The organism is Erwinia sp. MMLR14_017 (genome assembly GCF_033657285.1).
In the GTDB taxonomy this organism is placed as follows: domain Bacteria; phylum Pseudomonadota; class Gammaproteobacteria; order Enterobacterales; family Enterobacteriaceae; genus Erwinia.
Window position 1 is genome coordinate 139,454 of record NZ_JAWVWP010000001.1, and the last position, 24,694, is coordinate 164,147.

The window sequence follows — 24,694 nt, forward strand, 5'->3', positions numbered from 1 at the left end:
AAAAGAACCTCTGAGTGAGAAACGGAAAACGCTTGAAATCATTGCGCCTTTCAGTTTATAGCTGTTAAGAATTTTCTTAGAAAAAAACAGGCAACCTGCAGAACTGAGGCAGCGTTGAGCCCTTTGGCGTCAAGCCCTGACGCAGTCGAAAGCGGGTGACGTATTAGCCAAAAGCTCACAACGTCCTCAGCAACCAGGCGAAAAGACCATGACAGAAAATAGCGATGTGATGTACCGGTTACTGGTGCAGAGCGTAATTGACTACGCAATCTATATGCTCAAACCGGACGGCACTGTAGCCAACTGGAATGCGGGTGCGCAAAGAGCCAAAGGCTATTTGCCGGAAGAGATTATCGGCAAAAATTTTTCCACCTTCTACAGCGCAGAGGATCGCGCTAAAGGCTTACCTGAGCATGGTCTTGCCACAGCCGCCAGAACGGGTCGTTACGAAGTGGAAGGGTGGCGTTACCGCAAAGATGGCAGCTCGTTTTGGGCGCACGTGATCATTGATGCCGTGCATGCTGATGATGGCTCGCTGATCGGCTTCGCGAAAATCACCCGTGACTGCACAGAACAAAAAGCCTTGCAGGCAGAGCAGCGTGCGCAGGAGCAAAAATTTCGTCTGCTGGTGGAGGGCGTCACTGATTACGCCATCTATATGCTTGATCCGGATGGTCACGTCGTTAACTGGAACGCTGGCGCAAAGCGTTCCAAAGGTTATACCGCTGACGAGATCGTTGGCAGACATTTTTCCGTATTTTACAGCGCTCAGGAGAGGCTGGCCAAAGTGCCGGAAGCCAACCTGAAAACCGCTTATCGCACGGGACGTTTTGAAGAGCAGGGGCTGCGTTACCGTAAGGACGGTAGCTCCTTTCTTGCACATGTGGTAATTGACGCGGTGCATGACGACGACGGCAAACTGATCGGCTACGCCAAGATCACCCGCGACTGCACAGAACAGCAGCGGCTTTTAGATGAGCAACGCGAACGAGAGCAGGTTTTCCGGCTGTTGGTGGAAGGCGTAACCGATTACGCCATCTATATGCTGGACCCGAAGGGGAGGGTCGTTAACTGGAACGCTGGCGCGCACCGCGCCAAGGGTTATACCGCAGACGAAATCGTGGGCAAGCATTTCTCCTGCTTCTATAGCGCACAGGACCGGCTGGCACGCCTGCCTGAAACTAACCTGAAACTGGCAGAAACGACCGGTCGTTTTAACGATCAGGGCTGGCGCTACCGTAAAGATGGCAGCGCGTTCTGGGCCCATGTGGTGATCGATGCCATCCGCAATGAAAAGGGCCAGCTGCTGGGCTATGCCAAGATCACCCGTGACTGCACCGAAGTGCGCGAGTATGAGCAGCAGATCCTGCGGGCGAAAGATCTGGCCGAGCAGAACAGTACCAAGATGGCCTCGCTCTCTAAATTCCTGGATACCATTATCGCCAATATCCCCTCTTTGGTGATTGTGGAGGATGTGGTCTCCAGGGAGATCCTGCTGATGAATAACAAGGCCGAACAGCTGCTTGGCCTGATGCAGAATCAGGTCAACGGCAAAAAGCTTGTTGAGTGCCTGACGCCAGAAATGGGTGACTATTTCTCCCAGCTCTCCTCGGCGGCGCAGCGTAATGAAGGGCTGCATAAAAACGAACAGCTGTTAAATACCCGCGGCGGAGAGCGGATTATCTCTGCCTCTGCGTCGATCATCCGGGGTAACGACGCCCGCACGAATTACGTCCTGCTGATTGCGGATGATGTCACCGACCAGCGAGCGGCGGATGCCCGTATTCACCATATGGCGCATCACGATAACCTCACCAGCCTGCCCAACCGCGTGCTGTTCAGCCAGCGGCTGAACGAAGCGCTGCGCCAGGACCGTGAGATGGGCAAGCTGACTGCCACCCTGGGTCTGGATCTCGACAATTTCAAAAACGTCAACGATGCTCTCGGCCATCAGGTAGGAGACGATCTGCTGCGTGCTGTCGCCAGCCGGTTACGTGGCGTCCTGCGGGATGTCGACACGCTGGCCCGTAACGGTGGCGATGAATTCTCCATTGTGCTGCCCTCGCTCTCGCACCAGCAAGAGGCCGAAGCGGTAGCCCGCCGGCTGATTGAAGTTATCCGTGCGCCATTCAACGTTGACGGCCATAACCTCTCGGTCGGTCTGAGTATTGGTATCGCTATCGGCGGCCGCGAACTCGCCACGCCGGAGCAACTGCTGCGCTGTGCCGATATGGCGCTGTACGAAGCGAAGCGTAACGGACGCAACCGGTTTGAGCATTTCTCTGTAGAGATGGGCGAAGCCGCCAGCCTGCGCAGAATGATTGAAAACGATCTGCGTGAGGCGATCACCAACAAGCATCTGCGGCTCTACTACCAGCCCATCACCAATAACCATGGCCGTGAAATCATCGGTTATGAAGCGCTGATGCGCTGGCATCATCCGGTGAAAGGGCTGATCATGCCGATGGAGTTTATTCCGATTGCGGAGGAGACGGGCCTGATCCACAGCCTGGGGGCTTATGCGCTGTATGAGGCGTGCCGTGAGGCGGCAACCTGGCCTGCGCATCAGAGCGTGGCGGTGAACCTTTCGCCGCTGCAATTCAAAAACAGCTCGCTGGTTTCGGTGGTTGAGGCAGCGCTGAAGGCGTCGGGGCTGGAACCGCAGCGTCTTGAGGTAGAGATAACGGAATCCGTGCTGCTGGACAACACGCTGGTGAACATTCGCACGCTGCAAAAATTAAAGGCATTAGGCGTGCGGATTGCGCTGGATGACTTTGGTACCGGCTATTCGTCGCTCAGCTACCTGCGATCCTTCCCGTTCGATAAAATAAAAATCGATAAGTCCTTTATTAACGACATGAAGGAGAGCCGCGAAGCGCTGGCGATTATTCGTGCCATCACCGGGATGAGCCGCAGTCTGGATATTCAGATCACCGCGGAAGGGGTGGAAAGCAGTGAACAGTTTGAGCAGTTAAAAATCGAGGGCTGCACCCTGTTCCAGGGCTACTTCTTTGGTCGCCCGCAGCCTCCGGAAACCCGGCTGAAGGTATTCCATCCCGCAGAACGTTTTGCAGAGCATTCCCCCGACCTTCGGCATGACAGCGTCGGGCTGGTGGGAATTGCCGCGCCGCCTGGCCTGCATTTCCCGCAAGATCCGCTTTCAGGCAAGTAACGAAAACCAGCCGGTAACGGCTGGTTGCTCTCAGATCTTCTCCGGGTCAAGGCCGCGTGTCTTTGGCCCAAATATGCCAATCACCAGCATCACAATCAGCATGCTGACCACGATAAAGGCGAGCACCCCTTGCGTTCCCGCCGCCTGCAGGATGACGCCAATAATAATGCTGCTGAACACGGTAGAGAGGCGGCTGAAGGAATAACAGAAGCCCACGGCGCGCGCGCGAATAAACGTCGGGAACACTTCTGTCTGATAGGCGTGATAGCTGTAGGTCAGCCAGGCGTTGGAGTAAGTGATGCAGAAACCACATACGATAAGCAGGATTGGGTTACTCAGCAGAGCGAACAGCGTGCCGAACACCACCGTCATCAGTGAAGCAAAGACGATTTGCCATTTGTTCTCGATTTTGTCGGCATAGCGGCTGCAAATCAGTGAACCCAACGGATAGGCAAGGGTGATAAAAAAAGCGTACAGCAGACTGTGGGTAATGCTGGTGCCTTTGCCGGAGAGCAGCGCCGGAAGCCAGTTACCAAAGCCGAAAAAGCCAATCGCCTGAAAGATATTCATCACCACCAGCATCAGCGTGCGCTGGCGGTACTCTGGCCGCCAGATGTCGCGGAAGCGCCCTTTTTGCTGAATGATTTCACCGGTATCAATAGCTTCTGGCGCCGGCTCGGTGGAGGGTTTTCCACAGCGTAGCTCCATGCGGGTCACGCCCTGATGCGCTTCCAGATGGCGGCCCTGTTGCGCCAGCCAGCGGGGCGACTCAGGCAGATTCTTACGGATAATCCAGATCACCAGCGAGCAGAGCGCACCGGCAATCACTACCCAGCGCCAGCCGGTTAACCCCAGAAACGTCTGCGGCACCAGCCACCATGACATCAGCGCCACGGCGGGTACCGACAGGAACTGCACAAAGAAGGCAAAAGCAAATGCTCTGCTACGCAGATAGCTCGGCACCGATTCCGTCAGGTAGGTGTCGATGGTGACCAGTTCAATACCCAGCCCAATCCCCACCAGCAGACGGAAAAAAATAATCCATTCAGCCTGATGCTGAAACGCCATCAGCAGGGAAAAGAAGCCGTACCAGGCCAGCGCGCACATAAAGGTCAGACGACGACCAAAACGGTCGGCGTAAGGAGCAAGCAGGCTCGCCCCGATAAATAAGCCAAGGAAAGTAGAGGAAGCAAAAGCCGCCTGATCGGAAATGCCGAACACGCCCAGCGTACCCAGGTGAAAAATATTTTCCGCTACCAGTCCGCCGCTGATGTAACCCGTCTGAAACAGATCGTAAAGCTCGAAGAAGCCGCCCAGCGAGAGCAGGGCGATAAAGCGCCAGAGCCCGGCAGAAGCGGGGAGGGCATCAATACGTGCTGAAAGCGTGCCGTTATTAGCAGGCTGGTGGGGGGATATCCCTGAGGATAGGGCTTCACTCATTTAATTATTAACCTCATTATTACAGTGCAGTAACTCATCATCCTAAGGCTTAAGCTCCCTGTTTACTGGTTGAATCCGCTTCTTTGTTAATGAATTTGTGCCATTTTGTTTCCTGTCGCTAAATATTTGCTAAAAGACCTGTTAAACTGCGTGCCATTGTTACCGGTAACATTTTTAACGGTAACCCCAGTCAGCCCTACCCAAAAAAATAATGACCGCAAGCAACCGTGAAACCTTAGCCGTAACACCAGGCGTAAGTTTGATAAGGCAATCTCAATGTCGAATGAAAAAACAGGAAGTTCCCGCCGGGACTTTTTGCTGAAAACAATTACCCTCGCTCCCGCTGTAGCCATTGGCAGTACTGGCATTGGCGCGTTTACCGCCGCCGTGCCTGCCGCCGCGAAAGAGGCCACTCCCGCAGGCCCACAGAAAGCTCGTGATTACCAACCGGAATGGTTCACGCCAGAAGAGTATGCCTTTATCCAGGCCGCTGTTGCCCGTCTGATCCCCGCTGACGATCGCGGTCCGGGTGCGCTGGAAGCTGGCGTAGCGGAATATATCGACCGCCAGATGAACACCCCTTATGCCACCGGCGCCAACTGGTATATGCAGGGGCCGTTCCACCCGGATGCGGATAAAGAACTGGGATTTCAGTATCCCTTAGTCCCACGTCAGATTTACCGTCTTGGCCTGGAAGATGCCGATGCGGTGGCAAAAGCCCGGCATGGCAGCGTCTTCGCTAAGCTCAGCGGCGACCAGCAGGATGCGCTGCTGCAGGCGTTTGAAGCGGGCAGCGTAGAGTTTAAGCAGGTTCCGGCAAAAGTGTTCTTTACTTTCCTGCTGCAGAATACCCGTGAAGGATTCTTCAGCGATCCGATCCATGGCGGTAATCAGGGCATGGTTGGCTGGACGCTGATTGGTTTTCCGGGCGCACGTGCGGACTTTATGGACTGGGTTGAACGTGGCGAGCGCTATCCGTTCCCACCGGTATCGATTCGTGGGGAAAGAGCATAATCATGGCAAATGAAATGAAAAAAGTGGATGCGGTGATTGTGGGTTTCGGCTGGGCGGGATCGATCATGGCCAAAGAGCTGACCGAAGCCGGGCTGAACGTGGTAGCGCTGGAGCGCGGCCCGCATCGCGACACCTATCCTGACGGCGCTTACCCGCAGGTGATTGACGAGCTGACCTATAACATCCGTAAAAAGCTGTTCCAGGACCTGTCGAAAAGCACCGTGACCATCCGTCACAATGCTGCGCAGACAGCCCAGCCTTACCGCCAGCTTGCCGCGTTTCTGCCCGGCACCGGCACCGGCGGCGCAGGCCTGCACTGGTCCGGCGTGCATTTCCGCGTCGATCCGATCGAACTGCGGATGCGCAGCCATTACGAAGAGCGCTACGGCAAAAACTTTATCCCCGCAGGCATGACCATTCAGGATTTCGGCGTCACTTATGACGAGCTTGAACCCTTCTTCGACAAAGCAGAGAAGGTCTTTGGCACCTCCGGTTCAGAATGGAGCGTGAAAGGCAAAGTGACGGGGCAGGGCAAAGGCAACCCGTTTGCGCCAGACCGTTCCGACAAATTCCCGTTGCCCGCGCAAAAACGCACCTTCTCTGCCCAGATGTTTGCTCAGGCGGCAGAGTCAGTGGGGTATCACCCTTACGATCTGCCTTCCGCCAACACCTCTGGCCCCTACACCAACACCTATGGCGCACAAATGGGGCCGTGTAACTTCTGCGGCTACTGCAGCGGCTACGCCTGCTATATGTACTCTAAAGCCTCGCCAAACGTGAACGTGCTGCCTTCGCTGCGTCAGGAAGCGAAGTTTGAACTGCGTGAAAATGCCAACGTCCTGCGCGTTAACCTCACCGCCGACAAAAAGCGCGCTACCGGCGTGACTTATGTCGATGCGTTGGGTCGCCAGATCGAGCAGCCTGCAGATCTGGTGATCCTTTCTGCCTTCCAGTTCCACAACGTGCATCTGATGCTGCTCTCCGGGATTGGTAAGCCTTACGATCCGGTGACTAATGAGGGCACCGTAGGGCGAAACTTCGCCTATCAGAACATCTCTACTATCAAAGCGTTCTTCGATAAAGATGTCTTCACCAATAACTTTATTGGCGCAGGCGGCGCGGGCGTGGGTGTGGATGACTTCAACGCGGATAACTTCGATCACGGTAAATATGGTTTTGTCGGCGGCTCCCCTTTCTGGGTCAACCAGGCGGGCGTGAAGCCTGTCTCCGGTCTGCCGACGCCTCCGGGCACGCCAAACTGGGGCAGCAAGTGGAAAGCGGCAGTGGCCGATCACTATACCCACCACGTCTCGATGGATGCCCACGGTGCCCACCAGTCTTACCGTAACAACTATCTGGATCTCGATCCCAACTACAAGGACGCATTTGGCCAGCCGCTGCTGCGGATGACCTTCGACTGGCAGGATAACGACATCAAAATGTCGCAGTTCATGCACGATCGGATGCACAAAATTGCCGAAGCGATGAACCCGAAGCTGATCAGCGGCTCACCGAAAAAGCCAGGCACCCACTTCGACACCACGGTGTACCAGACCACGCATATGAACGGCGGCGCGATCATGGGTGAAGATCCTAAAACCAGCGCGGTGAACCGCTATCTGCAAAGCTGGGACGTGCCGAACGTCTTTGTGCCCGGCGCTTCTGCCTTCCCACAAGGTCTGGGTTATAACCCAACTGGCATGGTGGCGGCACTGACCTACTGGTCAGCGAAAGCGATTCGTGAACAGTACCTGAAAAACCCAGGTCCGTTGGTGCAGGCGTAAGGAGAACCCTGATGAAGATGATGATCCCGGCCCTGGTCCTGGGCATGGCAAGTTTTGCCGCGCTGGCGGATGACAACGGTGCAGAGCAGATTGCACGCGGTGAATATCTGGCGCGAGCCGGAGACTGCGTAGCCTGCCATACCAAAGCAGGCGGCGAGCCGTTTGCGGGTGGCCTGACGATGGCAACGCCTATTGGCAATATCTACTCCACCAACATTACCCCGGACAAGAAAACCGGTATCGGCGACTACAGCTATGATGAGTTCCAGAAAGCGGTGCGTCATGGCGTGGCGAAAAACGGCGATACGCTCTATCCGGCGATGCCCTATCCCTCCTATGCAGTGGTCAGCGATAGCGACATGCAGGCGTTGTATGCCTGGTTTATGCATGGCGTGAAGCCGGTGGAACAGCCCAATCAGGAGAGTGACATCGTGTGGCCGCTCTCTATGCGCTGGCCGCTGGCTATCTGGCGCGGCGTGTTTGCGCCGGATGTGAAGGCCTTCCAGCCGATAAAAGGTCAGGACCCGGTGCTGGCTCGCGGCCAGTATCTGGTGGAAGGGCTGGGGCACTGTGGCGCCTGCCATACGCCCCGCAGCCTCACTATGCAGGAAAAAGCGCTCAACGACAGCGAAGGCAGCGACTACCTGTCCGGCAGTAATGCGCCGATTGATGGCTGGACCGCCAGTAATCTGCGTGGCGATAACCGGGATGGCCTGGGCAGCTGGAGCGAAGATGATCTGGTGCAGTTCCTGCGTACAGGCCGTAACGATCGCACCGCCGTATTTGGCGGGATGACCGACGTGGTTGAGCACAGTCTGCAGCACCTCTCGGCTGAAGATGCCACCGCCATTGCCCGCTATCTGAAGTCATTAGGCGCTCGCGATCCTAATCAGGCTGGCTTCAAAGAGGATGAGGCAGTTGCTAAAGCGCTGTGGAAAGGGGATGAGAGCAAGCCAGGCGCCTCTCTCTATGTGGACAGCTGTGCCGCCTGCCATAAAACCAGCGGCAGCGGCTATCAGCGTTTCTTCCCGGAGCTGCGGGGCAATCCTGTGGTTCAGGCTGAAGATCCCACTTCCCTGATCCACATTGTGCTCGGCGGCTCTACGCTGTCAGGCATGAAAGGCGCGCCGTCCAGCATCACCATGCCCGCTTTTGGCTGGCGCCTGGATGACCAGCAGGTGGCAGATGTGGTGAACTTTATCCGCACCAGTTGGGGCAACACAGCCAAAACGCAGGTCAGCGCCAGCGATGTGGCGAAAGTGCGTAAAACGGTGCCGGAACAGGGCAATGTGGACGCAGAAAAACTGATGCAGGGCAAATAGCAGCAGCGGTTTTATGCCTTCACGTACGCAGAAAAACGGATGCCGGGCACATAGCTGCGTCCGTTTTATCTTCTTCAATGGCCGGTAAATCCGGCCATTTTTCTTTTCACACCCTGGCCTTACGGGATAAATAACCAGACTCAATTCCCGAGATTTCCGATCCCGCCGCTTTCCTCTACTACACTTGCTCCTGAGTCTGAGATTTTGCCCCCTTTCAAACCAAGGAGACGTTATGCAGCTTTCACCCTATCTCTATTTTGCTGGCAACTGTGAAGAAGCTCTGGCCTTTTATCAGCAGGCTACCGGCGCCAAACTGGCGTTTAAAATGACCTGGGGAGATGTTCCCTCTGACCAGCATCAGCAGCCTGAAAAGCAGAACAGCCCCGCAGCACAGCAGCCTGCAGATGATAAAATCATGCATGCGTTGCTGCATATCGGCGACGGCGAACTGCAACTGAGCGACAGCGCTGAAGCGGTAAACTACAACGGTTTTGCCGTCAGTCTCTCAAGCCATGACGTTGATGAAGGCAAACGCTGGTTCGACAACCTTGCCGAGGGTGGCTCTGTGACGCTGGCGTGGAAAGAGACATTTTGGGCGCTGGGATTCGGTACGCTGGTGGATAAATTCGGTATTCCATGGCGGATAAGCGTTAACAAACCCGCCAGCAATTAATGCATTCTGAGCTGATTCAACACGGAAAGCAGCGCATCGACTTTGGATGTCAGCTGCTTTTTGCGCGGCCAGATTACGGTTAGCGGCAGCCCATCCACCGCCAGCTCTGGCAGGATGGGTATCAGTTCTCCCCTCGACAGCTCCTTTTCCATCGGCCAGGCCGCCATTTGCGCCACGCCAGGAGCGGCAACCACGGCCGCGACCTGCGCTTCACCATCGCCTGATGCCATCCGGTGCAGTACTGTTCGGGGAGCTATGCGCCCGTCGGATTTCTCTATTATGCTTATTGTCTGCTTATTTTCAGGAGATTAGTTATGCAACAACGCGCACTCATCGTTGGTATCAGCGGCATTAATGGTACCGCCCTCGCAGAGCAGCTTACTGGTGAAGGCTGGGAAGTTTATGGCTTGTCCCGCGGGCGGACTGCCGTTCCTGCAGGCTGTACGGCGCTCACCGCCGATCTCACTGACAGCGACTCTGTTCAGAAAGCCCTGCAAGACATCAGCGTAGACAAAGTCTTTTTCAGTGCCTGGGCTCGTCAGGCTAATGAGAAAGAGAATATTCGCGTTAACGGGGCGATGGTACGTAACGTGATTGAAGCTCTGGGCGATCGTCTGAAAGGCGGTCATGTTGCCCTGATCACCGGCCTTAAACACTATCTTGGCCCGTTCGATGCCTACGGCAAGGGCGAAGTGCCAATGACTCCGTTCCGTGAAGAGCAGGGACGTCAGCCAGTGGATAATTTCTATTATGCTCAGGAAGATGAACTCTTCGCTGGCGCAGAGAAATATGGTTACACCTGGAGCGTTCACCGTCCACACACTATCATCGGGTTTGCCCTGGGCAACGCGATGAACATGGGCCAGACGCTGGCGGTTTATGCGACCCTGTGCAAGCAAACCGGCCAGCCGTTTATCTTCCCTGGTTCACAGGCGCAGTGGGAAGGCGTGACCGATATGACGGATGCGCATATTCTGGCGCAGCAGCTGGAATGGGCTGCGACCACCCCTTCAGCGCAGAATCAGGATTACAACGTCGTGAACGGTGACGTATTCCGCTGGAAATGGATGTGGGGTGAGATTGCCGACTACTTTGGCATTGAAGCCGCGCCGTTCCCGGGCGAAGTGCAGCCGCTGGAAGGGCGTATGGATGCCGCGCCAGCCGAGTGGCAGGCCATTGCAAAACAGTTCAACCTGAAAGAAGCGGATATCAGCAAACTGGTTTCCTGGTGGCATACCGATGCCGATCTGGGCCGGCCAATGGAGGTGTTTACCGACATCAGCAAGAGCCGCAAGGCAGGATTCACGGGCTATCAATGCACCCGCGATGCCTTTATTGCGCTGTTTGACCGCCTGAAAGCGGAAAAACTGATCCCGGCCTGATTTCAGGCAGAGGCAGCGCTAAAAGCCTTCTCCTGCGCTGTTAATCCCGCGCTGCGCCCGGTGTATTCCGTGCGCAGCAGGCCGTAAAAGGCGCAGTCCCAGCGTTCATCACCCACCGCCACGCAAGCCCGTCGCACGCCCTCATGCACAAAGCCCAGTTTTTCATAGGTCCTTACCGCTGCCTGATTAAACGGATAGACGTGAAGCTCAAGCCGTTCCACCACAGGCTGCAGGTGTAAAAAGGCGCTTTCAATCAGCAAGTTAGCCATTTTTTCCGCCAGATTTTGCCCACGCAGCCTGGGGTTCACCGCCACGCGGCACAGACAGGCAAGATGGTTTTCCCATTCAAATCCCAGCTGCGCCACGGCCGCCAGCTCCCCTTCCTGCCGCGCTGCAAACGTCAGCAGACGTGCCGGTTTCTGGCTGGCAGAACCGAGCAGCGTCTGCAGAAAGTCGTCACTTAACGGCCATTGCACGCCGGGTCCTGCCCACTGGGTCACCTCACGCTGTGAGGCAAACCAGCTACTGAGAAGGGGAATATCCTGTTCCTGAAAAAAGTCGAGCTGCATATAGCCTCCGGATTTTCGCTTAAAATGTTGAGTGGGCCGGAAGAGAATGAAGTTCGCCAGAGTACGCGTTAAGCAACAATTGTTTCCTGGTAAAAACAATGATGCAATTTACTGCTTAATTGTTGCGTAAGGGGCGGGTTAACGGCAGGATGATTGCAACAGGCAAGCTCAAGGCCAGCCGGTGAAAGCTGTGCTACCTTCAACGCTTCGCTAAATTTGAATTTCTGAGAACAGGTGCCACCATGAGCAATAAAACTATCCACTGGAACGGCGGCTTACAGCCAGAAGCAGTTAACATTCTTTCTGCCGAGGGCGGGATGATCGTCTGTCCCACTAAAGTGGGCTACATCATTATGACTTCCGATGCTAAAGGTCTGGAGCGTAAGTTTGATGCCAAGCAGCGCAACCGTAACAAGCCGGGCGTGGTGCTGTGTGGTTCTCTGGAGCAGTTGAAAGAGCTGGCGCAGCTGAACCCGGAAATCGAGTCGCTTTATCAGCAGCACTGGGATCAGGATGTGCTGTTAGGCTGCATTCTGCCGTGGAAAGAAGAAGCGGTGGCCCGTATCCCGGAAGATGGTTCAAAAGAGCTGATGATGGATCGTCGCCAGACCAGCTGCTTCGTAATCAAGTTTGGCGTACCTGGCGAAAACCTGGCGAAAGAGCTGTGGGAAAACCACGGGAAATTCTCCTTCGCCAGCTCCGCTAACCCGTCAGGCAAAGGCAATCGTGGTCTGGTTGAAGGGATTGGCGAGCGTATTGAATCGCAGGCTGACCTGATTATTGAAGCTAACGACTACGTAAAATCTATCCAGCCGAACGAGTCTGAGAAAACCCGTTACGAGCAGGGCGTGATGGTGGCAATGGTCGATGATCAGGGCAAACTGGTTCCGGAGCAGAAAGGCGAGCGTAATATCACGCCATGCCCGGTACTGATCCGTAAAGGGCTGGATGTGGATAAAATTATGTCTATGTTATCCGACACCTTTACCACCTGGGATTACCGTCACGGTAACTACTACTGAGTGCAGAAAGGCGGAACAGCGTTTCCGCCTTTATCTTTCCTGCCCCAAAGCTTGCTGTAAATCCTCAATAAAGACTCTGACGCGCGGCGAAATCAGAGTGTCGCTTTTCGTCAGAACCCACGATTTGTAGAGATCCATTTCCCACTCGGGTAAAACACGGCACAGCCTGCCCTCATTGACGGCTTCCTGAGCGATGTAGTCCGGCAGATAGGCGATGCCAGTCTGCGCAATGGCGGAATTGACCAGCGCAGTGCTGTTATTAGCACGAAAGCGGCTGCGCACCTCAATGTCCCGCTTGAGCTTGTCACGACGAAACGGCAGCGAAAGCGTATGGGCCGGGCCGCGAAACAGAACAAAGTCGTGACGGGGAAGGTCGTCCGGCTGAGCGATTATCGGGAAGCGTTTGAGATAGTCAGGCGCGGCATACAACCCCCAACTGATATCCATCAGCGGCGTAGCGTGGGCGTGCTCAGGCGGATCGCGCCGGATCACAATCGCCAGATCCACATTGTCATCCACCAGATTTACCGGGCGGTCGGTGAGATCAAGATCGACGCTGACGTGCAGGTTATTCGCCACAAACTGATTAAGCACCGGCACTATACACTGGCAGCCGAATGTGACCGGGGCCACCACGCGCAGGCTGCCGGTTGGCTCTTCGTGATACTGGCGGATAAACAGGTCGGCGCTCTTTACTTCGCTGAGAATACGGGCGCAGTAGTGATACCAGGTCATGCCGACCTCGGTCACCGCAATTTTACGGGTGGTGCGTTGCAGCAGTTTGGTGCCCAGCCGGACTTCCAGCGCAGAGATCTCTTTACTGACGGAGGATTTTGACACGCCCACCAGTTTCGCCGCTTCGGTAAAGCTGAGCGTCTCAACCACTTTGGCGAAGATCACCATGGCCTGTAGGTTTTCCACGTCGCTCATCACTGTTCCTTCAACGGCAGTTTCTCCCGGCCTGAAAAGGGCAACGGGCAGGGGGTGGGCTTGATCAGGGCGGTAGCTTAATGGTTGAGCAGAGGGTTGTAAATCTTCGGGGAAGGAGCGGGGGCGGAGGAGCGCCTCCGCCCGCATGTTATCGTACTTTTTTCACCAGAACGGGGATCTTCCGCAGCCTGTTTGCCAGCCACAGACCGCCCAGCAGCATAACGGCGATAAATGCCGAGACGCCCATCCAGCCCCAACCGTGCCAGAACACGCCGCCCAGCGTGCCCGCAACGCTGGAACCCAGATAATAAAAGAACAGATAAAGAGAGGAAGCCTGGCCTCTGGCACGACGCGCGCGATGTCCCACCCAGCTACTGGCCACAGAGTGCGCAGCAAAAAAGCCCGCTGCAAACAGCATCAGTCCGGGCAGCACCAGCAACAAGGTGCTGAACTGGGTGGCCAGCAGGCCAGTCAACATCAGCATCAGCGAGCCCATCAGAACGACGCCACGACCATATTTTACGGTCATCATCCCGGCTCGTGGCGAGCTGTAGGTGCCAGTCAGATAAACCACTGACAGCAGGCCAACAACCGTCTGGCTGAGAGAAAAAGGCGCGGCCATAAAACGGTAGCTCACGTAGTTAAACAGGGTGACGAAGCTGCCCATCAGCACAAACCCGATCAGGAACAGCATCGGCAGCCCCATATCACGCCACTGGAACATAAAGTTAACTAACAGCTTACGAGGCCGCAGCGAACAGGCGCGAAAATGCTGCGAAGGCGGCAACAGGCGGAAGAACAGCCCTGCGGCTGCCAGCGCAAACAGGCCCACAACAAACAGCGAGACGTTCCACGAAAAGTGATCGGCCAGCATCCCTGTCGAGAGCCTGCCAACCAGCCCGCCAATGGAGTTGCCGCTGATATAGAGTCCCATCGAAAATGAGAGGAATACGGGATGCAGCTCCTCGCTGAGCCAGGTCATGGCAACCGCCGCAACGCCGCTTAAAGCAAGGCCAGTCAGCGCGCGCATCGCCAGCACACCTTCCCAGCTGCTCATCGTGGCGCAGATCAGGGTGAAGAACGCTGCCAGCAAAAGCGACACGGACATCACCGATTTCCGCCCGATAGCGTCCGACAGCGGGCCGGTTACCAGCAGCCCCAGCGCCATCATTATCGTTGTCACCGAGAGTGAGAGGCTGCTCTGGGCAGGGGTAAGGTTAAAGCTCTGGGAGAAGACAGGAAGGATCGGTTGAACACAATAGAGTACGGCAAAGGTTGAGAGTCCGGCACAAAAAAGCGCCAGCGTGGCGTGCATAAAGCGACGTGTGCCACGGGTAATATAGGTTTTATTTATGGAATCGATATCCGGGGAGGAAACTAAACTGTCATCTTCATCAGAAAGACTTTCCGAGTGCAACGCTGCGGATTTATTTACTACCGGTGCCACGAGAGTTCCTTAACTATTAATTAACGTGTCTGGTTTGCTATCAGATAAGCTTATTGATGCCAGGCGTGGCTAGGGCTGCACGACAATCTGGCTGAGACAGTATTCGACTCTTTTAAAAAGATGTAAACGATAAACGCCAATATTTTTACTTACTTTTCTTTCGGCTCTGGCTAATTTTGCTACTGAACAAAACAGAGGGGCACTAAGAATTTTCCTTAAGTCATCCGCTGCTGGTTTTCTGCGCTACGCCTGAAGCGCGGCCCGCTGCTGCCCACTTTTTTTGTGTTTTATTGTGCTGCGTTTAAGCAATAAATTTCTCACTTTTTACCCCAGTCTGTCAGTTTATGTCTGTGGATAAGAATAAATATAAATAAATACGTAAAAATATAACTGGGAAGGGCAGAGAGTCATTTTTTGAAATATTAATTTATTACTGGTAATAAATACAGCGGGTTGCGTTGTGAGACCAGAGTACTATACTAAGCGCTTCTTTCGAAATTACAGCGCAAACATTGTCGATATAAATTGGCATCAGGAGGTTTTTATCACTTTTAACCAAAATGACCTAATCATTGACAATAATCAGACTGACTTTGAAGCTTATTATCATGACTACGAAGCTGGTCTGGACGTAAACGTTGAGCCACAACCGGAGCCGATCCGTGGTCTGCCCTCACCAGATATCCTGACGCCTTCCGATCGCTATCAGGAACTGTTTGAGGCGGTACAAACGTCGCGGATATTTACCGACAGTAAAACGTTTGCGGACTGCGCGCCGAAAATTGAGCCCGAAAGAATTTTGTACCGCTATTTTATTCAGCGTGAGCGCGAAGATTTTAATCTTCTGGCGTTTGTGCTGGAGAATTTCGATCTGCCACGAGTGCATGACAGCCGCTATGTTTCCGATCCCAATAAAAGTATGGGCGAGCATATCGACTCCTTGTGGCCGGTATTAACCCGTCAGCCTGAGAAGCATTCCGAATTCTCTTCGCTGTTGCCGCTGCCAGAGCCGTATGTGGTGCCGGGAGGCCGCTTTGGCGAGACCTATTACTGGGACTCTTACTTCAGCATGCTGGGTTTTGCCGCCAGCGGCCGTACCGATCTGCTTAAAAATATGGCGGACAATTTCGCCTGGATGATTGATACCTACGGGCATATTCCGAACGGCAACCGGACTTACTATCTGAGCCGCTCACAGCCACCGGTATTCGCCATGATGGTGGAGCTGTTTGAGAAGGATGGCGTGAATGAAGCGCATCGCTACCTGAAGCAGCTGAAGCGCGAACATGCGTTCTGGATGGATGGTCAGGAGTCGCTGACACCAAATGAAGCGTATCGTCATGTGGTGATGCTTTCTGATGGATCGGTGCTGAACCGCTACTGGGACGATCGCGATACGCCGCGTGACGAGTCGTGGATTGAGGATGTCGAAACAGCCAGAAATTCCGCACGTCCTTCAGGCGAGGTGTACCGTGACCTGCGCGCAGGGGCGGCTTCGGGCTGGGACTTCTCTTCGCGCTGGCTGAGCGAGCCTGGCCGTCTGGAGAGTATCCAGACCACCAGCATCGTGCCGGTAGATCTTAATGCGTTTCTCTACAAGCTGGAAACCACCATTGCGCGCCTGTCGGCAGAGAAGAAAGACCTGGTAACGGCTGAACTGTTCCAGCAGAAAGCCGTACGCCGCCGGGAGATCCTGGACAACTATCTCTGGGATGCCGAAGCGGGTCTCTACCGCGATTACAACTGGCGTGAGCGCGAAAAAGGCGCCTTCTCTGCGGCTTCGGTGACGCCGCTGTATGTGGGGATGGCGAGCCTGGATCAGGCTACGCAGACTGCGGCCGCTATCCGTTCGCATCTGCTTGCCCCTGGCGGCGTGCTCTGTACCGTTGAAGAGACAGGGGAGCAGTGGGACAGACCAAACGGCTGGGCGCCCATGCAGTGGATGGCGATCAAAGGCTTTAACAATTATGGCGAAGAGCTGCTGGCGAAGGAAATTGCCACGCGCTGGCTACAAGTAGTGGGCGCAACCTACCATCGCCATCACAAAATGGTTGAAAAATATAATGTTGCCGGACGCGCGCCGGTGCTGGCAGGCGGCGGTGAATATCCGCTGCAGGATGGCTTCGGCTGGACCAACGGCGTGACGCGCCGCCTGTTAGCCATGTATCCGGACGCTGCACCAAAGCGTTAATTCAGCGCGAAACAGTAACAAGGGCCTTCTGATGAAGGCCCTTTTTTTGTCTGTAAAATCAGCTATAAGCGGAAAGTATCCCCTGCGGCAAATAAATCATGGTATGAAAGAGATGAACGTTTTTTACGCTTTTACTCCCGGGAGCCATGAATGAAAAAAATTGTCCTTACTGCTCTGGTGCTGTTTGCCGTCAGCGCTTCTGCCGCCGAGCCGCTGCGTTTTGGCGTTGACCCCACTTTTCCCCCTTTTGAATCCAAAGCGCCGGATGGCAGCCTGCGGGGATTTGATATAGAGATGGGCAACGCCATCTGCCATCAGATGCAGGTGAAATGTGTCTGGGTGCAGACAGGTTACGACGGGATTATTCCTGCCTTACAGGCGCGTAAATTCGATGCCATCCTCTCGGCAATGGCAATGACCGACAAGCGTCGCCAGCAGGTAGCGTTCACCGATATGCTTTACAACACCCCCAGCGCACTGGTGACAAAAAAGAACAGCGGTCTGGCTCCAGATACTGCTTCACTAAAAGGCAAAACGATCGGCGTGGCGCAGGGCACGACGCAGGAAGCTTACGCTAAAGCTGTCTGGGCTTCCGCTGGTATCCAGGTAGTCTCTTACCCTAATCAGGAAGAGATCTGGCCAGATCTGGCCTCCGGGCGCGTAGAAGCGACGCTGACCAGCGCCGCGTCGGCGGAAACGGGCTTCCTGAAATCTCCGCAGGGCAAGGATTATCAGATCAGCGGCAAAACGCTCTATAACAAAGAGTACTTTGGTGAAGGCGTTGGGATTGGTCTGCGTAAAGATGACACCGGGCGGGTCGCCGAGATTAACGCCGCGCTGGCTGAACTGCATAAAAATGGTACCTACGACAAGCTGGCGAAAAAGTATTTCAGCTTTGATGTTTACCACCTGCAGAAGTGAGCCTGATGCGATCTCTTCCTGATTACAGCGCGCAGCGGGCGCGCTTTCTGGCCGCCGTGGCAAGAGCGGGCGGAGTGAATACCCCTTACCCGCATCCTCTTGCTGGACCGAATGGCGAAGCATTATTTACCGATGTTGCGGTAGTGGGCGATCCCGCAGCGGAAAAGCTGATGCTTATCGTCTCCGGCACGCACGGCGTAGAGGGCTATTACGGCTCAGAGAGTCAGATTGCCTGGCTGGAAAGGGTTAAGGCAACAGCGATGCCGGATAATGTGGCGCTGGTGTTGGTGCATCTGATCAACCCCTGGGGCACCGCCCATTTACGTCGGGTGAACGAAGATAATGCCGATCTCAACCGTAACTTTATCAATTTCGTGACAGGGACGCCGCATAACCAGGCATATGGTGAACTGCATGCCGTTTATACCTGCCGCGACTTTGACGGGGCCGGGCGGGCGCGGGCAGACGCGCTGCTGCTTGAGAAACGGCAAACGCTGGGCTGGGCAGGCGTTAAGCGTATCGTTGAGGCGGGACAGTATCAGTTTGCCGACGGCATCTTCTATGGCGGGCAGCGGGCGAGCTGGTCGCACCTCACGCTGAAAAACATTATCGACCGTCATCTGGCTCGGGCTGAAAAGATCGTCAGTTTCGACCTGCATACTGGCGCAGGCGCTTACGGCCATCCGATGCTGATGGCGATAGCCGGGCATGACTATCCGGCGCTTCGGCAGGCCAGAGCGATCTTTGGCGAGTGGTTAACGGTGCTGATTACTGGCGCAGGCCGCGACAGCGAAACGGGCGTAACCGCCACGGCCACCGGTTACCTCTCTCAGTTTATGCTGGATAACCTGCCGCAAACGCAGCTACTTCAGCTGGTGGTGGAGTGTGGGACGCTGGAAGGCGAAGAGATGCATCGCCGCGTGCGTAACGATCACTGGTTGCATCTGTTTGGCGATCCCGCCAGTGAACAGGGGTTACAGATCAAGCGGGATCTTTATGACGGCTTCTTTCCTGACGATCCCGACTGGCAGGCATTGATCGCGCTGCGCACCCGACAGATCTTCTTCAGGGCCTGGACGGCATTAACGCAGCCAGATGCTGGTCCCGCGCGGTGAGGTAAACATATCAGGGCGCTGTGCCGCCGTTTCGGGGTGCCGGTTGTGATAATAAATGAGGGCTGAAGGTTTCAGCCCTCAGCCTTAGCGGGGAGCAAGCTGACTGATAAACAGCCCGGCGGCACTGACGGCATCAATAGCAATCTTGCCGAGCTGTTGCTGGATAGCGGTGGCCAGTGCAATGGTTGAGAAGCCAGTGCAGGAGAAAGCAATGACTTCAATCCCCTCAGTGTAGAGCGTCTCAGCGCAGGCCAGAGCGGCAGCCCGCCCTTTTGGCGTCAGCAGATCGGTGGTGTTAGTGATGCCTTCGGGCCTGGCGTAACGGACATTTTCACCCAACAGCGTTCTGAAGGGCTGGGGCGCTTCGGTGCCGATGCCCATCACCGCAGTGGGCCGCTGTAGTAGTGCTGCCACGCTTGCGGCAGCACTACCTGCGGCGATGACCGGAACTGAGACAGCCTGACGTAACAAAAGCAGACCCGGATCGGCGGCGCAGCTGAGAAACAGCGCATTGCAACCTTCGTTTTCCAGCGCTTTTCCCAGTGCCACAATTTTCGGTATAGCACGCGCTTCGCTCTGCGCATCAAAAATCCCGGTTCGCTGCTGGTCAATACAGCGGCTCACTGAAACAATTCCGTAGTGCTTTTCAATCAGTCGGCCATGTTCTCCCACAAAATGTGGATCGTCGTGCGTCAGAACCCGGATAATCCCCAGCATAATTTTCCCCTCAGAGCAGCGGCTCTCCGGCTGGCAGCGTCACAGCTTCTTCACCGGCTTTAAACAGCAGCGTCGGATGAGGGCCATAAGCATAAGCCTGGTCGCCGTTCATCTCGATCCAGTTTCCTTCCGGCAGGCCAATGACTTCCAGCTCTGGCGAAAGCACCAGCAGCTCGCGGATACGCTGTTCGCGCGTTTCGCCCTGATGGCCCGTTGGCAGCGCGTTGGTGAAGTGCGGGTTGATCTGGCGTGGGAACAGATTCAGCGCATCGAACCCGCCTGGATCAACAACAGGCATGTCGTTGGTGGTGCGGATAGTGGGGCAGGCAAGGTTGGAGCCAGCGCTCCAGCCTACATACAGCGTATCCGTTTTGACCGCTTCGGCAATGGGTTGCAACAGGCCGCGTGCACGGCATTCTTTTAGCAAATTAAAGGTGTTACCACCGCCGACCATAATGGCATCAGCCGCCGCGATCGCCCTCTGCGGATCGGACAGCGTGTGGGCCCCGACGATCTCAAGCTGCAGATCGCGAAAAGCCTCGCGCACTTTGTCGGTGTAGCTATCCCAGCTCTGCGTAAGCCCGGCGAAAGGAATAAACACCACTTTCTGGCCCGGTTTCAGATCGCGCCCGACCAGCGGGAGGGCATGCTCAAGGTAGCGCAAACCAGGTGACGCTGAATTACTTAATAACAGCAGTTTCATGATTGTTCCTTTTACAACACGTTGCGGAGCAGATCGGCCAGCAGCTGGTTAGAGAGCACCACCGGCTGGTCAACGTGGCGGGCACAGATGGCCTGATGCCAGCCAGTGTAGCCCATGCAGTCGGTCAGAATGATCTCTGCGCCCTGTTCAGCGAGCGAGCGGGCAGCGGCAGCGATCTCTTCTTCTGTTGCGGTATAAGGTGAGGCTACGGCAAACACCGGCTTCCTCGCTGCCCCTTTCCACTTCTCCAGTTCGCTGGCGATTTGTGAAGCCAGGGGGACCAGGATCCCGGCCTGACGATCGCCCACCAGCGCGTTAAGCGTTGGCGGCAAAATACGATCCGGCTCGATCAACCATGCGCCATCGCCATGCAGCCCATGAAATTCTCCGGTACAGAGCAGAACCACCATTTCGCAGCCCGCTGCCGCCAGCTCGCTAATTTTCTGCTGTACGGCAAGGCCAACCGCCGTTTTTCCCATCACTACCGCCCGGCCATCCAGCAGGCGTGAAGTCAGCACCGCTTCGTCAGGTCCCACGGGGAAACGGGCAGCAATGGTGGCGTCATCCAGTCCATCCAGCACGCCTGCGTGCAGGCAGGTAACATGGTCTGGTAATGCATTGTCCAGTATGGGAGTGATATCACTGCGCGGCGCCTGCCCAATGGTCAGCGTGCCAATTTTACGAGCCTTCATCTCAGGCCTCCGGCTGGCGCTTCTGCAGATGAGCCAGCGAGCCGTAAAGATTCAGCAGCTGCTGGTACTCAGTGGCATCAAAGAACTGGCAGCTGCCACGAGAGAACTCTTTCGCCACTTCCACCGCAAATTTGCAGGCGAGCGCGATATCCACTTCGTGGCTGGCGCCGGTGCCGCAGCCCGGTACGATGCCTTCGGCAGTGATCGCAACACCAACTACAGGAGCGCGGGTAGCAATAGAAGGCTGCAGAATACTGTTCAGGTGGTAAACGCCGTTGCCGTAAGGCGTGATGTCCTGAGTGGTGATCGGGAAGGTGACGGGCAGTTTACCGGTAGTCATCTCCATTATCCGTAGCAAATCTTCAGAGACGCGCAGGATGTAGCCCTCTTTCACCGTTGGCGAAATCGCGAACCCTTTGTGGTTAATAATACGGTTGCCTTTGGTAGTGTCGATAGAGAGCACCGCATCCATCTCTTCAGAGACTTCCTGCTCGTTCATCTCTTCGGTTTCTACCGGCGAATCCATAAAATCGACCGGCTCATGCGGGCGCGTAGGCGCATCCGGGCAGATATGGGTGGTGATAATCACGTCGCCGGGCAGGCTGTCTCCCTGGCGCTGCATCTCCGCCAGTTTGAGGGCAGAGGCTATCGCCGCTACCGCGCCATCCGCATCGGAAACCATCCCGATACGGCCCGGACGGGCACCAATCCCGCCAAGTCGTCCTACGATACCCAGCGTAGGCGCGGAGCCGCCCAGCCGCTTGCCTTCAAAACCCGGAATAAAGATTTTGATAAAGTCGGTGGTGCCTTTCGCGCCACGAACTTCTTTCACGGTCACCTCTACGTTAGCGTAACCCGCCAGCAGTTCCCGTACTTTCTCTCCGCTGGCCCAGGCGCTGTCCAGCAATTCAAATACCTGCAAAGTTTGATATAAGCTCATGATTTTCCCTCAATGTTGAATTATTTTTTTCCACCCGGCAGCACCGAGCTGAAGAAGCTGAACAGCGCGTCACCCGCGATCATGCCTGCGGCCAGCACTTCCATCTTGTTGCGCGCCGGTTCACCGCCAACGCGGATCCAGACCGTGCGGATAGCGATACCGATCAGCACCGCCCAGCCTGCCAGCGGATTGTTAATCAGCAGGCCGGTAGCCAGCAGTACGCCCATCTGACGACCAGGGCCGCCGACAAGCTGGATCAGCGCGCCGGGAATGGCCCAGATCAGCAGTGATTTAGCGATCTCCATCGACACGCCCGCGTTGATGGCGGCGACATAAACTTTGGCAACCGGCGGCACCAGCCCCTGGGCGAAATAGCCTTTGTAGATAAACAACACCACCGGAATAGCCACGACAAAGGCCAGCATCGCGGCCAGCAATTGCTGGCGGCGGCCATCGAGTTCGAAAGAGGTGAATTCCCCTTTACCGCGCAGGATCCAGCCCGCTTTCAGGTCATAGCCCATATCCGCAAAGGCTGGCCCGGTCGCTGCCGAGAAGCCGCAGAGCATGGCGAGCGCTTCCGGTGGAAAGCCAATCAGAATGCCTGCCAGTAGCGTAATCAGCGCCACGGCAAAGGCCGGGAACCAGCCAGAGTGCATCGCCGCCAGACCGACAATCATCTGGTGCAGGAAGGCGGCGAAGGCAGCGTAAACCATAAATGCCAGCAGCCAGGGCAGAGTGAGGTGAGCGTAAAGGCCGCTGGTCAACGCAATCAGAACAGAGATCAGCGCAAAGCCGAGCGCGCCGAAACGCAGCGTTTTACCGATCTGCGTATTTTGCGCTTCTGGCAATATTGCCTGTTGCTGTTCGGCGGGTGGCGCCTCGTTTTTACCGCTCCGCACCAGCCTGACGATCTGGAACAGCGCCACCACTCCGGCACCAGCCATCATGCCGTGCGGGATGTAGAGCTTATTGATATCAAAGCCAAACACCGGCAGCGAGTAGCCGCGCAGCAGGAAGCCGATGCCCAGCATGCCCAGCGCCCAGATATTGCCGATAAAGGCGGTGCCGAGCGCCGCCATAGGAAATTTAAACCAGGAGCCGACAGCGCCCATAGCAATGCCCACGCCCAGCAGCGCGGCATGCTTCCCGCCCTGATCGCCCGCTTTAATCGATTCCGCGGCAGCCACGCCAGGAGGCCAGGCTCCCTCTGCCGGAAAAATGCGGGTATTGAACAGGCGATAGAGCAGATAGCCGTCCAGCAGCATCGCTAAAGCCACGCCAACAAACATCGGCATCACCATATCCTGACGCCCAAACAGCCAGGGAATGGCAATGGGCAGCAGCAGGGAGTTGGCGGCACCGAACGTCGCGGCGGAGGTGGCGCTCTGTGCCAGATTCTGAATATGTATGGAACGGAAGCGCGCAAAACACTGCAGCGGAATACGGGCGATAACCATCGCGACCATCGCGCCAATGATGGCGGTATTGGGCGTCACGCCGAGGGTGGTTAATAGCTGAACCCCGATGATCGCACCAAATACGCTGAGCGCCAGCAGGAGCAGCAGCGTGGCAGGGGCGAAGGTGCGGGGATGTCCCGCCGTCTGGTCGTGTGATGTTTCTGAACGCACTGTCTGGCTCACGGTGATTCTCCTGGTATTGGCAAAAGTTAAGGCTGGTGGCTCACCAGCGCGTCACCCGTTTTTTGGGCGATAAGCAGAGCGGTTTCTTTTAAAAGGGTGGCGATGCGCTGCAGCTCTTCCGGCTTTGCCAGCGCCTGGGGAAAGGAGAGACAAAACGCGACCGCTTCATGCGTAGTGGGGTCGCCAATGGCACAGCTGACCGAGGCGGTATCCGCCACCGATTCATTCACTGCGGTGGCATAACCCGCCTCACGGGTCTGGCTGATAGCGGCCAGAAGTTTCTCAGTGGTGTGGCCTGTTCCGGTCAGCTGAGCCAACACCTGTGGGCTGGTGAAAAAAGTCCGCAGCTCTGTGTCGCTCAGTCGCGCCAGTAAGGCCCGCCCGGTTGAGGTGCCCCAGGCTGGAGAGCGGGAGCCGGGCCAGGTCACTACCGGCAGCGTCTGTCGCCCGTGGATCACCCGTAAAACCAGGATCTCCTGATCGTCCAGCATGGAGATATAGCCGGTATAGCCGGTTCGTTCGCACAGGGAGCGCAGCGCGTTGTCCACCAGTTCACTCAGCGGGGCCTGACGATTAACCAGATGCGAAGCGGAGAGGATCAGCGGGCCAGGCAGGAACACGCCCCTGGATTCATCACGTTCAATATAGCCATAAGATTCCAGCTGATTCATGACCCGTGAGGCGGTGCTTTTCGGCATGCCCAGATGGGTGATGACATCACTGATACGGATACCGCCCTGTAGCGATACCATCAATTTTAAAATGCTGGCGGTAGTTTCCAGAATTGACACAGGCAAGTCTCAAAAAATGGGATTAAGTTTCATTAAATGAGACTGCAAAATAGATGCCAAAAATAACCTGTTGATTTAAGGAGAGGCTGACCGCAGCGGTGAGGTTGAAAGCATCAAAAAGGTGCGTCGTTGTGGTGCAGTGGTCAGTAAAGGAGCAGAAGAGAGAACGGAGGAGAGAGGTTGGCGTCAGAGCACAAAGGTGGCAGTTTTGGGTGCTGGGTGCTGGGTG

The 24,694-nt window shown here is 55.8% G+C and carries 20 protein-coding genes and 1 pseudogene; 10 read left to right on the plus strand and 11 right to left on the minus strand.

Features of this window, described 5'->3' with window-relative positions; genetic code table 11:
• Positions 1–208 precede the first annotated feature (208 nt).
• Entirely contained in the window at positions 209–3,172 is a 2,964-nt protein-coding gene (locus SD961_RS00660; RefSeq protein WP_318788499.1) for a bifunctional diguanylate cyclase/phosphodiesterase, read from the plus strand.
• 30 nt (positions 3,173–3,202) lie between these two features.
• On the opposite strand, the gene SD961_RS00665 is transcribed toward SD961_RS00660, so the two are convergent.
• On the minus strand, positions 3,203–4,612 hold the full coding sequence (locus tag SD961_RS00665; RefSeq protein WP_318788500.1) for an MFS transporter: 1,410 nt from the start codon (positions 4,610–4,612) through the stop codon (positions 3,203–3,205).
• 276 nt (positions 4,613–4,888) lie between these two features.
• Here SD961_RS00665 and SD961_RS00670 point away from each other — a divergent pair, with 276 nt between their 5' ends.
• The 4 genes from SD961_RS00670 (at position 4,889) to yjdN (ending at position 9,405) form a co-directional block, all read left to right on the plus strand.
• Complete coding sequence (locus tag SD961_RS00670; RefSeq protein WP_318788501.1) at positions 4,889–5,626, plus strand: gluconate 2-dehydrogenase subunit 3 family protein; 738 nt, start codon at positions 4,889–4,891, stop codon at positions 5,624–5,626.
• Between the two features lie 2 nt (positions 5,627–5,628).
• Positions 5,629–7,410 (plus strand): GMC family oxidoreductase, encoded by a 1,782-nt coding sequence (locus tag SD961_RS00675; RefSeq protein ID WP_318788502.1) that lies wholly within the window; start codon positions 5,629–5,631, stop codon positions 7,408–7,410.
• Positions 7,411–7,421: 11 nt separating this feature from the next.
• Complete coding sequence (locus tag SD961_RS00680; protein WP_318788503.1) at positions 7,422–8,732, plus strand: cytochrome c; 1,311 nt, start codon at positions 7,422–7,424, stop codon at positions 8,730–8,732.
• Between the two features lie 232 nt (positions 8,733–8,964).
• Complete coding sequence (gene yjdN, locus SD961_RS00685; RefSeq protein ID WP_318788504.1) at positions 8,965–9,405, plus strand: VOC family metalloprotein YjdN; 441 nt, start codon at positions 8,965–8,967, stop codon at positions 9,403–9,405.
• On the opposite strand, the pseudogene SD961_RS00690 reads toward yjdN, so the two are convergent.
• Positions 9,402–9,671: pseudogene (locus SD961_RS00690) on the minus strand (LysR substrate-binding domain-containing protein); the annotation flags it as partial. The gene yjdN and the pseudogene SD961_RS00690 sit on opposite strands and share 4 nt — an antisense overlap.
• A gap of 48 nt (positions 9,672–9,719) precedes the next feature.
• On the opposite strand from SD961_RS00690, the gene SD961_RS00695 reads away from it, so the two are divergent.
• Positions 9,720–10,787 carry an SDR family oxidoreductase gene (locus tag SD961_RS00695; protein ID WP_318788505.1) on the plus strand — a complete coding sequence of 356 codons (1,068 nt, stop codon included), beginning with the start codon at positions 9,720–9,722 and terminating at the stop codon, positions 10,785–10,787.
• Between the two features lie 2 nt (positions 10,788–10,789).
• Here SD961_RS00695 and SD961_RS00700 read toward each other — a convergent pair whose 3' ends face one another.
• Positions 10,790–11,356, minus strand: a complete 567-nt coding sequence (locus tag SD961_RS00700; RefSeq protein ID WP_318788506.1) for a GNAT family protein — start codon at positions 11,354–11,356, stop codon at positions 10,790–10,792.
• A 242-nt stretch (positions 11,357–11,598) separates the two neighbouring features.
• On the opposite strand from SD961_RS00700, the gene SD961_RS00705 reads away from it, so the two are divergent.
• Positions 11,599–12,378 carry an L-threonylcarbamoyladenylate synthase gene (locus SD961_RS00705; protein ID WP_306208492.1) on the plus strand — a complete coding sequence of 260 codons (780 nt, stop codon included), beginning with the start codon at positions 11,599–11,601 and terminating at the stop codon, positions 12,376–12,378.
• Between the two features lie 30 nt (positions 12,379–12,408).
• Here SD961_RS00705 and SD961_RS00710 read toward each other — a convergent pair whose 3' ends face one another.
• Positions 12,409–13,308: a LysR family transcriptional regulator gene (locus SD961_RS00710; RefSeq protein WP_318788507.1), complete on the minus strand. Its 900-nt coding sequence runs from the start codon at positions 13,306–13,308 to the stop codon at positions 12,409–12,411.
• A 148-nt stretch (positions 13,309–13,456) separates the two neighbouring features.
• Positions 13,457–14,755 (minus strand): MFS transporter, encoded by a 1,299-nt coding sequence (locus SD961_RS00715; protein ID WP_318788508.1) that lies wholly within the window; start codon positions 14,753–14,755, stop codon positions 13,457–13,459.
• 544 nt (positions 14,756–15,299) lie between these two features.
• On the opposite strand from SD961_RS00715, the gene SD961_RS00720 reads away from it, so the two are divergent.
• The 3 genes from SD961_RS00720 (at position 15,300) to SD961_RS00730 (ending at position 18,982) form a co-directional block, all read left to right on the plus strand.
• Positions 15,300–16,946 (plus strand): alpha,alpha-trehalase, encoded by a 1,647-nt coding sequence (locus SD961_RS00720; RefSeq protein ID WP_412916640.1) that lies wholly within the window; start codon positions 15,300–15,302, stop codon positions 16,944–16,946.
• A 150-nt stretch (positions 16,947–17,096) separates the two neighbouring features.
• A complete protein-coding gene (locus tag SD961_RS00725) occupies positions 17,097–17,867 on the plus strand; it encodes an ABC transporter substrate-binding protein (RefSeq protein ID WP_318788510.1) in 771 nt (256 codons plus the stop codon).
• A 5-nt stretch (positions 17,868–17,872) separates the two neighbouring features.
• The gene (locus SD961_RS00730; RefSeq protein WP_318788511.1) at positions 17,873–18,982 is read left to right on the plus strand and encodes a DUF2817 domain-containing protein; all 1,110 of its coding nucleotides are present in this window, start codon (positions 17,873–17,875) and stop codon (positions 18,980–18,982) included.
• An 84-nt stretch (positions 18,983–19,066) separates the two neighbouring features.
• On the opposite strand, the gene SD961_RS00735 is transcribed toward SD961_RS00730, so the two are convergent.
• The 6 genes from SD961_RS00735 to SD961_RS00760 are packed head-to-tail and all read right to left on the minus strand — an operon-like array spanning position 19,067 to position 24,465.
• Complete coding sequence (locus SD961_RS00735; protein WP_318788512.1) at positions 19,067–19,699, minus strand: aspartate/glutamate racemase family protein; 633 nt, start codon at positions 19,697–19,699, stop codon at positions 19,067–19,069.
• Between the two features lie 10 nt (positions 19,700–19,709).
• A complete protein-coding gene (gene pepE, locus SD961_RS00740; RefSeq protein WP_318788513.1) occupies positions 19,710–20,402 on the minus strand; it encodes a dipeptidase PepE in 693 nt (230 codons plus the stop codon).
• An 11-nt stretch (positions 20,403–20,413) separates the two neighbouring features.
• On the minus strand, positions 20,414–21,094 hold the full coding sequence (locus SD961_RS00745) for an AroM family protein (RefSeq protein ID WP_318788514.1): 681 nt from the start codon (positions 21,092–21,094) through the stop codon (positions 20,414–20,416).
• A 1-nt stretch (position 21,095) separates the two neighbouring features.
• Positions 21,096–22,034: a DUF1177 domain-containing protein gene (locus tag SD961_RS00750; RefSeq protein WP_318788515.1), complete on the minus strand. Its 939-nt coding sequence runs from the start codon at positions 22,032–22,034 to the stop codon at positions 21,096–21,098.
• 20 nt (positions 22,035–22,054) lie between these two features.
• Positions 22,055–23,674, minus strand: coding sequence for an OPT/YSL family transporter (locus tag SD961_RS00755; RefSeq protein ID WP_318788516.1), 1,620 nt, complete (start codon positions 23,672–23,674; stop codon positions 22,055–22,057).
• A 26-nt stretch (positions 23,675–23,700) separates the two neighbouring features.
• Positions 23,701–24,465, minus strand: a complete 765-nt coding sequence (locus SD961_RS00760) for an IclR family transcriptional regulator (protein ID WP_318788517.1) — start codon at positions 24,463–24,465, stop codon at positions 23,701–23,703.
• Between the last annotated feature and the right edge of the window lie 229 nt (positions 24,466–24,694).